16 protein-coding genes are annotated in these 14,053 nt (G+C 74.4%); 2 read left to right on the top strand and 14 right to left on the bottom strand.

Annotation, left to right across the window (positions count from 1 at the left end; genetic code table 11):
• The coding region (locus tag FV218_RS19275; protein ID WP_246685189.1) for a lysozyme at positions 1 to 666 on the bottom strand (666 nt) is incomplete at its 3' end.
• On the opposite strand from FV218_RS19275, the gene FV218_RS19270 reads away from it, so the two are divergent.
• Positions 665 to 952 carry a hypothetical protein gene (locus FV218_RS19270; RefSeq protein ID WP_246685188.1) on the top strand — a complete coding sequence of 96 codons (288 nt, stop codon included), beginning with the start codon at positions 665 to 667 and terminating at the stop codon, positions 950 to 952. The two genes, FV218_RS19275 and FV218_RS19270, sit on opposite strands and share 2 nt — an antisense overlap.
• A 4-nt stretch (positions 953 to 956) precedes the next feature.
• Here FV218_RS19270 and FV218_RS19265 read toward each other — a convergent pair whose 3' ends face one another.
• The 4 genes from FV218_RS19265 to FV218_RS19250 form a co-directional block, all read right to left on the bottom strand.
• Positions 957 to 2,519: a DUF2793 domain-containing protein gene (locus tag FV218_RS19265; protein WP_147711146.1), complete on the bottom strand. Its 1,563-nt coding sequence runs from the start codon at positions 2,517 to 2,519 to the stop codon at positions 957 to 959.
• 234 nt (positions 2,520 to 2,753) lie between these two features.
• Entirely contained in the window at positions 2,754 to 6,623 is a 3,870-nt protein-coding gene (locus FV218_RS19260; RefSeq protein ID WP_147711145.1) for a glycoside hydrolase/phage tail family protein, read from the bottom strand.
• 31 nt (positions 6,624 to 6,654) lie between these two features.
• Positions 6,655 to 7,101, bottom strand: coding sequence for a DMT family transporter (locus FV218_RS19255; protein WP_056090226.1), 447 nt, complete (start codon positions 7,099 to 7,101; stop codon positions 6,655 to 6,657).
• A gap of 132 nt (positions 7,102 to 7,233) precedes the next feature.
• Positions 7,234 to 8,151, bottom strand: a complete 918-nt coding sequence (locus FV218_RS19250) for a helix-turn-helix domain-containing protein (RefSeq protein ID WP_338011686.1) — start codon at positions 8,149 to 8,151, stop codon at positions 7,234 to 7,236.
• Between the two features lie 509 nt (positions 8,152 to 8,660).
• On the opposite strand from FV218_RS19250, the gene FV218_RS19245 reads away from it, so the two are divergent.
• On the top strand, positions 8,661 to 9,149 hold the full coding sequence (locus tag FV218_RS19245; RefSeq protein WP_082476062.1) for a MucR family transcriptional regulator: 489 nt from the start codon (positions 8,661 to 8,663) through the stop codon (positions 9,147 to 9,149).
• Here FV218_RS19245 and FV218_RS19240 read toward each other — a convergent pair.
• The 9 genes from FV218_RS19240 to FV218_RS19195 all read right to left on the bottom strand — a co-directional run bounded on the left by FV218_RS19240 (position 9,146) and on the right by FV218_RS19195 (position 13,915).
• Positions 9,146 to 9,682 carry an NlpC/P60 family protein gene (locus tag FV218_RS19240; protein ID WP_246685187.1) on the bottom strand — a complete coding sequence of 179 codons (537 nt, stop codon included), beginning with the start codon at positions 9,680 to 9,682 and terminating at the stop codon, positions 9,146 to 9,148. The two genes, FV218_RS19245 and FV218_RS19240, sit on opposite strands and share 4 nt — an antisense overlap.
• Positions 9,679 to 10,572 (bottom strand): DUF2163 domain-containing protein, encoded by an 894-nt coding sequence (locus FV218_RS19235; protein ID WP_147711144.1) that lies wholly within the window; start codon positions 10,570 to 10,572, stop codon positions 9,679 to 9,681. Before FV218_RS19235 ends, FV218_RS19240 begins: the two co-directional genes overlap by 4 nt.
• A gap of 11 nt (positions 10,573 to 10,583) precedes the next feature.
• Complete coding sequence (locus FV218_RS19230; protein ID WP_147711143.1) at positions 10,584 to 11,219, bottom strand: DUF2460 domain-containing protein; 636 nt, start codon at positions 11,217 to 11,219, stop codon at positions 10,584 to 10,586.
• Between the two features lie 318 nt (positions 11,220 to 11,537).
• On the bottom strand, positions 11,538 to 12,116 hold the full coding sequence (locus FV218_RS19220; RefSeq protein WP_147711142.1) for a phage tail tape measure protein: 579 nt from the start codon (positions 12,114 to 12,116) through the stop codon (positions 11,538 to 11,540).
• Positions 12,116 to 12,358: a phage tail assembly chaperone gene (locus FV218_RS19215; protein WP_056090243.1), complete on the bottom strand. Its 243-nt coding sequence runs from the start codon at positions 12,356 to 12,358 to the stop codon at positions 12,116 to 12,118. Before FV218_RS19215 ends, FV218_RS19220 begins: the two co-directional genes overlap by 1 nt.
• On the bottom strand, positions 12,355 to 12,693 hold the full coding sequence (locus FV218_RS19210; RefSeq protein WP_147711141.1) for a gene transfer agent family protein: 339 nt from the start codon (positions 12,691 to 12,693) through the stop codon (positions 12,355 to 12,357). The genes FV218_RS19215 and FV218_RS19210 overlap by 4 nt, the downstream gene beginning before the upstream one ends.
• A 1-nt stretch (position 12,694) precedes the next feature.
• A complete protein-coding gene (locus FV218_RS19205; RefSeq protein ID WP_147711140.1) occupies positions 12,695 to 13,102 on the bottom strand; it encodes a phage major tail protein, TP901-1 family in 408 nt (135 codons plus the stop codon).
• 28 nt (positions 13,103 to 13,130) lie between these two features.
• Positions 13,131 to 13,628, bottom strand: coding sequence for a DUF3168 domain-containing protein (locus FV218_RS19200; protein WP_147711139.1), 498 nt, complete (start codon positions 13,626 to 13,628; stop codon positions 13,131 to 13,133).
• On the bottom strand, positions 13,625 to 13,915 hold the full coding sequence (locus FV218_RS19195) for a phage head closure protein (protein ID WP_147711138.1): 291 nt from the start codon (positions 13,913 to 13,915) through the stop codon (positions 13,625 to 13,627). The genes FV218_RS19200 and FV218_RS19195 overlap by 4 nt, the downstream gene beginning before the upstream one ends.
• Positions 13,916 to 14,053 lie beyond the last annotated feature (138 nt).

The raw sequence follows: 14,053 nt of genomic DNA, 5'->3' as shown, positions 1-14,053 counted from the left end.
GCCTCGCCGACGGCGACGTCGACGGCGCGGCGCCGGACGGGGTGGGGTGAGCGCGGCCGGGGCCGGAATGGGCGTCGCGTCCGTGCGCCGGGCCCGGGGCAAAGCCACGGCGTAGGGCGTGCGGAACTGGTCCTGCTCGGCGCCCCGGCGCGGGATCAGCGTGGCCGGCCGGTCCCACATCATCATCGCCTGCGCCGCGCCGTCGACGTCGCCGTCGGCGAGGCGCCGCACCAGGGTGGACCGGGCGAAGGCCGCCGGGCCGATGTTGAAGCTCAAGGACACGAGGGCGTCGAAGCTGTGCTGCGGGATGGGGCGGCGCACCGCCGCCCGCACGGCCGCGACGAAGCGGACGACGTCGCGGTCGAACACCGCGTCGCACTCGGCCGGGGTCAGGGCGAGGCCGGGGGTGACGAGGGGCGGCCCGGCCGCGCTGGTGTGGCCGATCCCGATGGTCCAGATGCCGACGGAATCGCGGTAGGCGTGGAGCCGCCGCCCCTCGCGGGCGACGAGCACGGCCTTGCCGATGGCGCTGAGGTCCATGGAACACTCCGGATTGTGAGGGGGGACGCGGAACGGCAGGCGGCGGAACGGAAAGGCACGCCCGGCGGTTCGTTCGGGGAGTTCATCCGAGAACGGGGCCCGTGCCGGGCCCAGGAGATCAGCCATGACGCGACCACGCCTCGTCGCCTGCGTCGCCGCCGGCCTGCTGCTCGTGGGCGCGGGCGCCGCCACGGCCCAGAACAGCAGCAGCGGCAGCGGCCTGACGCCGTTCGCCACGGAGAGCGGCAACGACCGCTCGGCCGGCGTGAACAACGGCAACTACCAGCCGCCGCGCTACGGCTACCCGGGGGCCTACGGCGCGCCGCGCGGCTACGGGCGCCCGGTCCGTGGCGGCTCGGACGACGGCTACGGGCGGCGCAGGCCGGCGCCGTATTACGGCTACCCGTACTGAGGTCTCAGGCGAGACCGACCCCTGAAAAATCGCTGTCGGCGGCGGCGACGTAGCCGTCGGTGCCCGTGAACAGGGCGTGGACCGTGATCGCGTCGCCGGCCGCCAGGGTCACCACGGCGAACAGGCTCACCGTCGAGACGCCGTCGACGGGGGCGGCGACGCCGCGGCGGGTGCCCTCCACGGCGACGCCGTTGCGGTGGAAGCGGGCCTGCAGGGAGGCCGGCGCGTTGGCGCCGTTGCGCTTGAACGCGAGGCCCGCCGCGAGGGTGTAGGTCCCCGCCTCGGGGACGATGAAGGCGCCGTCGGCGGCGCGGAACAGGCCCTGGTCGTTGAGGGCGCCGGTGTTGAAGCCGATCCGCGTCCAGGCGCCGGCGCCGACGTAATTGTCGAAGCTCGTCGTGGCCCGGAAGCGGGCGAGGTTGCTGAGGCGCGACCAGGTGGCGCCGGCGCAGCCCCGGAAGGCGCCCGCGGTGCTGTCGAACACGATCTGCCCCGGCGCCGTGCCGACCCCCGGCACGCCGGCGCGGGCCACGAGTTCGAGGGCGCCGTTGGCCCGCAGCTTCACCACCGGGCGGGGTGCGGTGCCGCCGAGATCCGTGGTCTCGACCACGATTCCCGTTCCCTGGGCGTCGGCCAGAAAATCCTCCTCGGCCACGCCCCGCAGGGTCAGGCGTCCCTCGGCGGGGCCGCCCGCGTGAAACCCGCCGCCGGAAAGGCCGAAGAGGCCATCCCCGGCCCGGACCGGGGGGGGGGCCTGTCGGCTGCCCCGGCCGATGCGGGTCTCGATGAGGTTTCCCGCCGGCCCGGCGCCGTAGGCGTCGAGGCACAGGGCCGGCCCCGCGCCGTCCCGCGCCACGTGCAGGGGCGCCCGCGCCGCCGGGGCGCCGGGGGCGGCCAGGGCGCCGAGGCCGAGATGGCCCGTGGCCGGATCGGCCCGCCACGCGCCGTGCCACGCCGTGCCGTCCGGCGAGACTTTCAAGCCGATGGCATCCTCGCCCAAAAGCCCCAATTCGGCCCGGCCCGAGAACGCGGCCTGGAACAGGAGCGCCGCGGCGTCGGCCGACGCCGTCTTGTTGAGAACCACGGCGAGGCTGCCGCTGCCGCCCTCCGCCGGCGCGCGGGCGCTCCACAGGGCGCGGTCGAGCCTGGCCGAGAACGGCGTGCCGGCCTCCGCCTCGGTGCCGAGGCCGAGGGCGGTGAGGTTGCGCAGGGCCCGGACGCCGTCGAGGAGGGGGCGCCAGCCCGTGCCGTCGAAGCGGTGGAACGCGTCCGCGTCGGCCACGTAGGCGAGCCAGCCGGGCCGGGGCACGAGCCCGGTCCAGACGCCGTCGCCGAACACCGCGATCCGCCCGGTGAATCCCGCCCACGCCCCCGTCGGGTTCGGCGCCGCCACGAGGTAGCGGTCGCCCTCCGCCGGATTGGCGGGCGGTGCGACGAGATCCTTGCCGCGGCAGGCGAGGTGGACGAGGGCGTCGAGGGCGAGGAGCGCCTCGTTGTGGGTGACGTGCTTGCCGGCCTGGCCCCCCGCGAGGAGCGGCAGGGCGAGGTGCGGGGTGGTCTGCGCCATGGGCGGCCTCCGGGGTGAAGCTGGACGGTGTCGGACGCGCGTCGGAGGCCTTTCCCGGACGCCTGGAGCGCAGCGGAAGGTGATCCGGGACCCAGCGCGAAAGGCCGCGTCAGCGGCGCGATCCGAACGGCACGGACATTCGGGCGCTTCGCGGCACCGTGTGCTGGGCCCCGGATCGGGCTCCGCTGCGCTGCGCCCGTCCGGGGAAGGGGCCGGCATCTCTCCGAAGGGGCGTCACGCCGCGCGGATGGGCACCCGCGCCCGCAGGGTCGGCCCCGGTCCGGTGAGGGTGCCCAGGGGGACGACGCTGGCCTCGAGGGTCACCTGGAGCGTGCCGAAATCGGCGGCCTCGTCGGCGTAGAGGGCGGAGGGCTCCGTCGCCGCGAGGCTGCGCAGGACCGCTCCGCCGGGGCCGTGGATGTCGACGCGGTAGCCCTGGACCATGGGGTCGGGCGGCACGTCGGCCGGCTCCCAGGCGTCGCCGTCGCGCCGGACCCGGCGGGTCCAGGTCAGGCGAATGCCCGGCCCCTCGCGCCGGGCCCGGAGGTGGACCGGGGCCAGGGGCCGGTAGGGGGCGAGGCCGGCGGTGGCGACGCGCGCGACGAAGAGCGGGTCGGCCGGGTCGCGGGTGGCCGGGCCGATGCGGTAGCGGAACGGGCGGCCGACCTCGTCGAGGCGGGTGACGAGGGGGATGACGGCCTCGTCGAGGCGCACGATCAGGGCTCCGGCCGGCAGGGTGCGGGCGGCCGCTCCCTCGCTGCCGGCGAGACCCCTGAGGAGGTGGGTGAGGCGGTAGGTGTCGGCGCCCACCAGCGTCACCCCCGCCGCCGCGACGATCTCGATCTGGCCATCCGCCCCGACCAGGGCGAAGCGGTTGGCGCCGGCCAGCGTCGCCGCCTCGGAGACGGAGGCGAGGCCCCCGGCCGGCCCGAGGCGGACCTCGAGGCGGGCCGCCCGGTCGAAGCGCCAGAGCGGGCCGGGCGCCAGCGGCGTCAGGGTCTGCCCGAGGCAGGCCGGGTGGTCGACGAGGGTGTGCAGCGCCAGGGGGCCGTCCTCCTCGGCCCGCCACACGGCGATCTCGCCGGGCCACGGCTCGGCCCGCACGGCCAGGACCTGGAGCGGCGTCGGGCTGCCGGCATCGAGGGGCAGATCCAGGATGGCGGCGAAGGGCGGCCCGGGCAGGACCGGCGGCGCCCGGCGCGGGGCCGCATCGGGACGCTCCCCCGCCCGGGCGGCCCGGCCGTGCCTGGGCACGGCGCGGGTCTCGATCCGGCGCCCGGCGGGGCCGTCGGCGATGCGGACGATGCGGTGCGGGGCGGCCTCGCCCGGAAGGCGCAGGAGGTCGCCGGGCTCGAGGTCGATCCGGCGCGGGCTCACGGAGAACGTCGCCGTGTCGCGGGCGGCGAGGTCGGCGTCGAGCATGGCTTCCGCCAGGGCCTCGGCCTGGGTCCGCCGCGTCACCACGGCGGCCTCGAACCGGGCCTCGCGGCGCCGCGCGCCCGTGGGGCGGAGGGCGGCGGCGGTGATCCGGCGATAGGCCCCGCCCTCGGCATCGGTCACGGTCACTTCGAGGGACCGGGGCAGTTCCGATTCCTCGGCCCGGACCAGGGCGAGGGGCGCCGCGTCGGAGGCGGCCACGAGGTCCCCGGCGGGAATCGGCCGCGGCGCTTCCGGGCGGGGCCCCCGAACCGCGAGGGTGCCGGCCAAAGCCGCGACGTCGAGGCCGTAGAGCCGGGCCAGGGGTTCGAGGGCGGCCCGCGCCGAGAGCGGCCGGTCGAGGACGTAGCCGTCGAGCTGCGCCGCGCACCCGATCCGCGCCGGCACGGCGACGCCGCAATCGGCCAGGATCGCGGCGATCAGCCGGTCGAGTTCGAGGCCCTCGATCCGCCCGGTGATCCAGTGGCCGACGGACCAGTTGCCCGCATCCGCCCACACGGTGTCGAAGTCCGGAAACGCCGGGTAGGGCCGCGCGTCCCAGCACCAGACGAAGACGTGGTCCGCCGGCACCATCCGGCCGCCGTAGAGGGCCGAGACCGGGTTGTGGGCGGGCACGAAGCCGGGGGCGCTCGGATCGAACCGCTCCAGGATGGCGGTGAGGCCGCGGGCCTGGATGAGGTCGTCGCGGGTGCCGGTGGAGAAGGGCGGCGCCGCGCTCTCGGCGGATTTCGGGTCGGGGAACACGTTGGGGCCGTTGGTGCCCTTGTCCACGGCCGGCACGCCGATCTCCGTGAGCCAGATCGGCTTTCCCTCCGGAACCCAGGCGGTCCTGCGGGTCTCGGCGCCGCCGTCCCGCTCCCAGTGCGGGTTGCTCCACCAGCCGACGAGGTCCTTGGCCCGGAACACCCACGGCTTGCCATGGGCGCCGTCGGTGATCGGCGTGCGGACCTGCGCGGCTCGGTCGGCGTCGCCCGCATAGTACCAGTCGAAGGCCTCGCCCGCCCCGAGCCGGGCCTTGAGATGGGCGGGGTCGTAGGGCGAATCGGCTTCCGCCAGGTCGGCGTGATCCGGCCCGTCGCGCCAGTCGGTGATGGGCGGATAGTAGTCGATGCCGACCGCGTGGATCGCCGGATCGGCGAACAGGGCGTCGAGGGGGAACCGCAAGGTTGCGCCGCCGTCGCGCACGTGGGCGCCGTACTCGGTCCAGTCGGCGGCGTAGACGAGGGGGATCGCCGGTCCGAGGCGGTCGCGGACCGCGTGGGCGAGGGCCCGGAAACCGTCCACGGCCGGGTAGGTGTCGCCTTCGCCCCGCACGCGGGTGAGGCCGACGCATTCGGAGCCGACGAGGAAGCCGGCAAGCGGCACGGCCCAGCCGGCGGCAAGGTCCGCGTAGTGCAGGACGAGGCGGCGATACTGCGCGAAAAATGCCGCGACCTGGGCGGCGGCGGCGGCCGTGCCGTCCGGGCTCCCCGGGACACCGGGGGCGGGATCGCAGGTGATGCGCCCGCGCCAGGGATAGGGCGGCTGGCCTCGGGCGGACGGGTCGCGGGGGTCCGGCAGGGTGTTGCCCTGCGCCACATCCATCATCAGGAACGGGTAGAGCACCACGCCCAGGCCCCGCCGGTGGAGGTCGGACACCAGGCGGCCGAGGCCGGCATCCGACGGGGTGCCGCCATAGGCCGGGTGGCCGTCGGGCGTGGTCGAGACGAGGCCGGCCCCCGCCCGGGTCAGGCCGGCGACGCGCCAGGCATCGCCCGTCGTCACCTTGGTGGCGCCGTCGACCTTCGGCGCCACCGTGCAATGCCCGGCGCGCAGGTCGTCGCCGAACCAGCTCGCCACCACGGAGACCCGTTTGAGGTTCGGGCACAGGGCCTGGAGGGCGTCGAGGGACGCGATCACGTCGGTGACGCCCTGGAGCTGGAAGCGGTTGGCGGGCCGGCTCACGCCGTAGCCGGCTGCCTCGCTGACGGGGGCGGGGTCGAGGCCGAATTCCGTCGAGCCGGGGATCAGGCACACGGCCCGCACCCGATCGGCGAGTCCCGCCACGGGCCGCACCACCTCGAAGGCGAATTGCGGCACGCGGTTGCCGAACTCGGCGAGGGCGAGGTGCTCGAACACGACGTAGGCGAGGCTGCGATAGGCCGGGGCGGCACCCTCCTTGGCGACGATGAGCGGGTCGGGCGCCTGGTCGGCCTCGCCCCGGTGCAGGCGCCAGGTCAGGGTGGTGAGGTCGAGTTCGCGCCCGTCGGCCCAGATCCGGCGCACCTGCGCCACCGGGCCCTCGCACAGGCCGATGGCGAGGTCGACGGAGTAGGCGTAGGCCGTGCGGACGGTCTTCTGACCGCCGCCGCCCTTGGCGCCCGCGCCCGCCCGCTCGACGCGGGTGTTGGCGACCTCCAGGGGGCGTGTCGCCCAGATCAGGGTGCCGCCGAGGCGGGCGCGGCCGTAGAGCCGGGGGATCGGATCGCCCTCCGTCGAGGTCAGGCCCGCCACCTCCGTGAGGCGCGGCCCCTCGACGATGCGGGGGCCGGAGCCGCCGCCGAACAGGGCCCCGTCGATCCCCGAGCCCGCCGCCGCGCCGAGGGCCCCGCCGACGATGGCCCCGATGGGGCCGCCGAACGCCGTACCGGCCGCCGCTCCGGCGGTTTGCAGGATCAGCGTGGCCATGGCGGGCTCCGGCGTCGGGAGGGGTAAGGCGTCAGCGCCGGATCAGGATCACCCCGCCGATGAGGAGGGCGACGCCGAGGCAGCGCGGGCCGTCGATGGGGCGCTGGGCGAGGCCCATCCAGCCGAAATGGTCGAAGGCCGCGGAGGCGAGCATCTGCCCGGCGACGAGCAGGGCCATGAAGGTCCCGGCCCCCAGAACCGGCACGAGGACGATGCCGAGTCCGATGAACAGGGCGCCGAAGGCCCCGCCGCTCCAGGCCCACCACGGCACGCGGGCCAGGGCGCTCCAGGCCGGCAGCGGATCGCGGAGCGCCAGCGCCAGCACGCCCATGCAGGCGAGGCCGGCGCAGTAGCTCGCGACCCCCGCCCAGGCGGTCGAGGCCAGGGCGACGCGCAGGCTCGCGTTCAGCCCCTGCTGGATCACGATGGCGACGCCCGCCAGGGCGGCGAGCATCGCGGGGAGCAGGACGTTCAGCATCGGCGGACCTCGCGGGAATCGCCGCCCCGGGGCGGCCCGCCGTGACAACCATCGCGCGATCGGGCCGTCAAATGTCCGGGTCCTTCGTCGGGCGGGACAGGGCCCTCGCCGCGCGCCGGGATCACGGCGTCCTCACGGCGCCGATGCGGCGGCCAGCCTCGCCGCGTGGCGATACTCGCTCGGCGTCATCCCGAAGCGGTCCCTGAACCGGCGGGAGAAATGCGCCTGGCTGGAGAAACCGCATCCGTGCGCGAGCAGGCCGATGGCGAGGTGGCCGCATCCGGGATCGGTCAGGCGCAGGGCCGCCACGTCGAGCCGCCGGCCCCAGATCCAGTCGGAGACGTGCCGGCCGCGGGCGTGGAACAGCTCCTGGAGCCGCCGCAGGGAGACGCCGACCGCCGCCGCGAGGTGGGGGGGATCGAGGGTCGGATCGTGCAGGTTGGTCTCGATGTAGGCCTTGGCCCGCTGGACCACGAGATTGCCGTCCACCCCCGTCGGAACGTCCCGCGCCATGCGCTCGGCGATGCTGGCGACGAGGAGGTCGATGCCGATGGAGGACATCCGCGCGGCGGTCTCGGGATCGAGCTGTTGGTGGATCTGGACCAGTTCGTCGAAGAACGTCCGGACCAGGGACGCGCTGGCCTGATCCGATGCGATGTTCAGGGCCGCGAACTGGCGCGCCGAGCCGAGCATCGATTCCAGCCGGTGCGCGGGAATCTCGAGGAAGAGCGCCCGGCTGTCGTCGCTCGACTGGGTCGAGCCCGGCCTGCGATCGAGGACGACGATGTCGCCGGGCCGTTGGACCGCCTCCCGATCGTCGCGGGTGAAGGTCGAGACGCCCGAGAGCATGATCGCGACGGTGACCGTCGCGTCCTTGTCGCTGCGCCGGAGCGCGTCGGCCGTGAGGCGGGTCCGCGTCGCGCCCGAGGACACGCGGGTGACCAGCATGGACCCGAGATCCGCAGCCTCGATGGCTCCTTCGAAAGGCCGGTCGCCAATCTTCGTGATCTCGAGGGGGGACAACCGATCGTAGATCGTTTCGCGCCACACGCGAAACGCATCCTTTTTCTGGACCGATGCCGTCGACAGCAACGTGCGCAATCGTTTCGTGCCCCCGCCAATTGTTTGGTGCCGCCGCAATGTCTCACTTGCGCATGATAGGCAAAACAATCCGCGTCTTCGTGCAAAAAACCAAATCAATTTCGGTCTATAAAATCTGTAAATCAGAGGCTTGGTCCGGTTCGTCAATCCGCCGATTGTGGATGAATAGACGCATGAAAAGATCTCAAGTCTTAGATTGCCGGCGGACATATCTCTGGAAAAAACAAATGTTAGTCTTTCAATATAAGTGCCGTCCGTCATCGGTGATCCGCCCGAAACGGTAATCCCGTCAATCCATGATCTTTCCGGGCGAATGCAGGACAGCATCCGTTACCGGATGTTTTCATGGAATGCCGGGCCGGAACCGTAACGACCGGCGCCGTTGCGGAGTCCCGATGGGACCTCATCGGATCGGCCGGACCTTCAACACTCCTCGCTCGTACACACTGGACCCCACCATGACTGACCATCGGCCCGCCGCGACCGGCGCCTGTATTGATCTCACGGAAAAGGTCGTCTCGGCCTACCTGTCGAACAACGCCATCCAGGCGGCCGAACTTCCGGTTCTGATCCGGAACGTCTGCGTCGCCCTGATGGATCTGGGGGATCGCGACGCCCGGGGGGACGCGTCCGAGGACAAGTTCGAGAAGCTCAAGCCGGCCCAGATCCGCAAGTCGATCACGCCGGACGGACTCGTCAGCTTCATCGACGGCAAGTCGTACAAGACCCTGAAGCGTCATCTCACCAAGCACGGCCTGGACCCGGATACCTATCGGGAGCGCTTCGGGCTGCCGATGGACTATCCCATGGTCGCCCCGTCCTACGCAGCCAACCGCTCCGCCCTGGCGATCGCCAGCGGGTTCGGCACCAAGGACCGCCATGCGCGCCAGACACCGGATCGGACCGTTCCGCGGTCGCAGGCCGTGCGGAAGTCCGCCGCGGCCTAGGACGTCGCGCCGGTCATCCTCCGGCCGGAGCCGGGGCCCTGCGGAAACCGGAACACGTGCGTGCAATGCCGCCGCCACCAGCGGGTGAGGGCCACTTCTGTGACGGCCGCGCCGTCATGGGCGTGGATCATCGTGGCCGCACCCGTGGCCACCGCGCAGTGGCGGGCCGGCAGGTGGGCGCGGAAGGAAAACAGCAGGACGTCGCCGGCTCGGCCGCCGTCCAGCGGCACCGGCACGAGGTGGCGCCCGGCGGCCTCGGCCAGGGGGTCGGTGCCGGGGGCGGCCGATTCCGCCCAGGAGGCGGCGTAGGGCGGGGCCGCCTCGGGCTCGGGGCCGAGGCAGTCGCGCCAGACCCCGCGCACGAGGCCGAGGCAGTCGCAGCCGACCCCCTTCACCGAGGCCTGATGGCGGTAGGGCGTGCCGATCCAGGCCCGGGCCGAAGCCACGATCCTGTCCTGCAAGATCGTGTCCTGCGAGATCGTGCCCTGCACGATCCCGTCCCGCGAGATCCGGTCGGACTCCAAAAACATCATCGGAACAGGCTGCCGCCGTCGAGGCCGGGGCCGGAATTCGGCGCGTGGCGCACCACGAAGTCGTTGCCGGGCATGTGCGGAAATCCCTGGAAGTTGAGCGCGTTGGCGAATTTCCGCCCGCAGGTGGAAAAGCGCTTGTCGCAGCCGGCGGTGACCGTGAAGCCGTCGCCGGGCTCCACCGGGCGGGACGGGGCCTGCCACAGGGCGAGGCGCGGGCCCGCCGGATCGGCGCCGTGGTCGCGGATGTCGGCGGCGTGCCCGGCCTGGGCGCCGCCGGTCCAGGCGAGGCGACCGCCGCTGAACCAGCCGGGCGCGAACGAAGCCGCCAGGGCGACCCGCAGGGTGCCGGGTTCCGGGACGGCCACGACGGTGCCGGTGGTGCGGAACGCCGGCCGGTCGCGGTCGACGCGGCAGCGTCCGTCGCCGAGATCGGCCGAGCAGGTGGCGCGGTAGGTCCGGCCGGTGGGCACGTCGAGGCGGTCCATCAGGCCGCGCAGCTCGGCGACGAAGGCCCCGCCGGCCCGGCGCACCTCGCCGAGGGTGCCGACATCGAGGAGCAGGCGGGTCTCGGGGTCGGTCCAGTCCACGAGCCAGGTCTCGACGCCGGCCCCGTCGTAGAGTCCGCCGGCGACGTCCGCATCGGTGATCCCGAGGGCGGTGAGCGCGCCCGCCACCTCGCCGCCGCCGACGGCGAAGCCGAGTTCGGCGCTGGCCTCCGCCGCCTCCAGGCCGGAGCGGGCCGCGTAGGGGACACCCGCCAGGGTGAGGTCGCGGTCGTGGTCGGTGAAGCCGAAGCGCGCGCCGTCGCGGCGGGTCAGCGCCCAGCAATGGCACAGGGTGGTGGCGCCGCCGGCGAGATGGTCGGCGAGGCTTTGGGGCAGGTCGCGCATGGAGAACCCTCCTACGGGACGATCTCGACGAGGGGCACCTTGGGGATCTCGCCCGCCGTGAAGGCCGAGAGGTCGACGGTGAGGTCGTCGGTGTCGAAGCGGACCGGCACGTCGAACAGGAAGCCCGCCGTCACGGCGGCCCCCGCGGGCGGGGCCGCCGCGAGGGTGACGCGGCCCGTCGTGCCGTCGCAGGCGAAGCCGGCCGGCGGCAGGGCGAGACCGGCCACCGCCACGGTCACGCTCTCGGTCACGGGCTTGGCGATGGTTCGCCGGTAGGGCAGGGGGCCGCTGCCGTAGGTCTTGGCGAGCTGGAAGCTCCGCGTCGCCCCGTCGCCGGTGCCGATGGCCTGGTCCGTGGCCGAGACCGGGCGCGAGGGCGGGCCGGAGCGGGAATCGACCCGGTCGCGGTAGCGGAACCCGTAGAGGCGCCCGCGCCGCTCCTCGAAGAACGCCAGGACGGCGTGGAGGGCGTCCAGGGTGCGGATGCCGAGGCCGGCATCGTAGCGCCGCCGCGAATCGGCCCAGCGGCTGTTGCGGTGCTCGCGCCCCGACGCCAGGGTGACGATCTCGGTCATCCGCCCCGGCCCCCCGCTGCCGCGCAGGGCGACGTCGAGGGGAAAGCGGACCTCGTGGAAATCGGCGCCCATGGGCGGCTCCTGGGTGCGAAAAAGGGAATCGCTGTTCCGGACGTCTCGCGGAGGGGCGTGCACATTCCCTCGCCCCGCTTGCGGGGAGAGGGTTCGAGACCCCTTGCCGGGTCTCGAACGAGGCGGCAGCCGAGGGTGAGGGGGCGATTCCGGAGGAGCCTGGTTCGGATTCGCCCCCTCACCCTCGCTTCGGCTTCGCCTCTCGCTCGCCGCAGGCACGACGGGGTGCCTGCGGCCCTCTCCCCGCAGGCGGGGAGAGGAGGACCCGCGCCATCATCGCGTGGGCCGGCGGCCGAACCCGACGGGCGAAAAACCGCCTCACAATCCCCGCCGGCCCCGCGCCACGGCGCGGGCGAGGCCGGCGGCGACCTGGGCTTCGGAGCGGCGGAAGCCGGCGATGTCGGGGGTGGTGATGTGGACGGTGACGCTCGGTCCCCGGGCCTCGGCGCCGGCCGCGACCCCGAGGCGGCCGTCGCTGCCGCGCTTCAGGGGCAGGATCGCCTCCGGCCCGGCCTCGCCCATGAGGCCGTGGCCGCCCCGCATGGGAAAGTAGGTGGGGGCGGCGACGATGCCGCCGGCCGCGAACGGCTGCACCCGTCCCCGCGCGACCACCCCGCCCCGGGCGAAGGTCTCGGTGCCGCCGGCGACGGCAGCGCTGAGGGCGCCCTTCACCAGGCCGGTGATGCCGGTCTTGACCGGGGCGAGGGCCGCCTTGAGGGCGAGGCTCGAGAGTTTGGTCGTGAGGGTGCCGAGGAGGCCGTCGAGCTGGCGCCCGGCGCCGAGGGGGCCGCCCAGGGCCTGGGTCAGGCTCTGGCCGAAGCCTTTCGCCAGCCGGTCGAGGGTGTGGAGCTGCTTTTCACGGGCGGCCTGGGCGCGGTCGGTCTCGGTCTCTGGCATCACAGGCTCCCAGGATCACAGGATGGTGGGACATCGGGATGGGCCGCTAGCAGGCGGTCGAGGTCGGCCCGGCCGGGGGCCGGCGCCCGGGCGGACAGGCCGGCGGCGGCGAACAGTTCGCGCGGTGTCGCACGCCAGAGGTCGCGCGGGCGCCACAGGAGGCGGCCTAGCGCCAGGGCGAGGACATCGTCCCACGGGAAGGCGGAGGCGGGCTCCGGCGCGGTCCCGCCCGTGGGGCTCAAGGGTTTGCGGTCGGACCTCCCGCCGGCGCCCCCCCGAAGGCGGCCGACAGGGCCTCGCCCAGGGCCGCGGTGATCGGCTCGAGGCCGCCGGCCAGGGGCAGGGCGGCCACGTCGGCCTCGTCGAGGGCATGGCCGCCGCCGCGGAGCGCGGCGCCGAGCAGGGCGATGAGGTCGCGGGTGGCGAGGTGCCCCCCGGCGAAGCGCTCGGCCAGCCCCGTGAGGTCGCGGGCGCCGAGGGCCGATTCGAGTTCGGCGAGGGCCCCGAGGGTGAAGCAGAGGGTGTAGCGGGTTCCCCCGAGATCGAGGGGCACCTCGCCGCGCCGGCGGTTGGCCATATCAGGCCGCCGTGAAGGCGAGGGCGCCGGCGGAATCCAGCGCCAGGTCGAAGGTGACCTCGCCGGCATGGTCGCCGCGATATTCGAGGCTGGTGATCTGGAACGGCCCCTCGAGGGTGCCGAAGGCCGGCACCACCACCTGGAACGTCTCGATGGTCCCCTCGAAGAACAGCTGCCGCAGGCGCGCGTCGGAGGCCTCGTCGCGAAACACCCCGGCGCCGGCGATGGCGGCCCGGCGCACGCCAGCTCCGGACAGGAGCTCGCGCCAGCGCCCGGCGGAGTCGGCGTGGGTCACGTCCACGGTCTCGGCGTTGAAGGCGATCTGCCGGGCGCGCAGGCCGGCGACGGCGACGAAGCCGCCCCCGCAAGCCACGCGGATGAGAAGGTCCTTGCCGCGTTGTGCGCTCATGGTCGGACTCCGGAACGTTGGAGGCGGGTCAGGCCGGGCGGTGCTCGGTGACCGCCTGAAGGGTGAGGGTGGCGCGGGCTTCACCGGTGGCGGGGTCGCGGGTGGCACCGAGCCGCGCGACCCGCAGGGTCACGAGGTGGTGGCCGGGCAGCACCAGGGGGGCGTCGGCGAGGAGGTCGGCCATGCGCTCGGCCGCCGCGAGGCCCGAGCGGGCGGAGCCCGGCCGGGCGTAGAGGGTGAGGCTCAGGCCGTGGGCGTGGCGCCTCGCGCCGTCGACGGATTCGTCGCGGATCTCGGCGTCGCCGAACACGCCGTAGACGGCCACGGCCCCGCGCGGCGGCTCGTCGTGGAGGCGCAGGGACCCGCCCATGAGGCGGGCGAGGCTGGCATCCCCGGCGAGATGGGCCAGGATCGCCCCGCGCAGGGCGAGCAGCGGGCTCGCGGAGACCGGATCGGCGACCACGGCCGTCTCGGCGGCAAGGGTCGTTTCGGCGGCAAGGGTCGTCTCGATGGCAAGGGTCGTCATGGCGCGCGCGCCCCGGCCAGGAGTTCCTCGACCCGGCAGACGAGCTCGCGGCCCCGCCCGTCGGGGTCGCTCGCCGCCCGGATGGCGAAGCGGCGCGGGCCGGCGGCGAGCCGCATGGCGGGGGTGACGTCGGCGCGGTAGGCGAGGCGGACCCGGTGGGTCTCCACGGCGTCGCGGCGCCCGCCCCGGACCCGTTCGGGGGCGCCGAGGGCCTCGAGGGCGCCCCACAGGAGCGGGCCGGCGACGTAGCGGCGGACCACGCCGCCGAACCCGTCCGGCTCCTCCACGGGCCGATGGGCACGCGCGGGTCCCCCGGTTTCGCCACGCCGTAGCCGGAGACGGTCAGGGCCTCGCCGGCGCGCGGCATCGCCGCGCTCAGGATGGCGGGCGCGAACGGTGCCGGGAGGGGTGCCGCGAGGCGCACC

Source organism: Methylobacterium sp. WL69 (genome assembly GCF_008039485.1).
Lineage (GTDB): Bacteria > Pseudomonadota > Alphaproteobacteria > Rhizobiales > Beijerinckiaceae > Methylobacterium.
The sequence above is the reverse complement of the archived record's forward strand: the minus strand, read 5'-3'. Positions and strand labels throughout refer to the sequence as shown.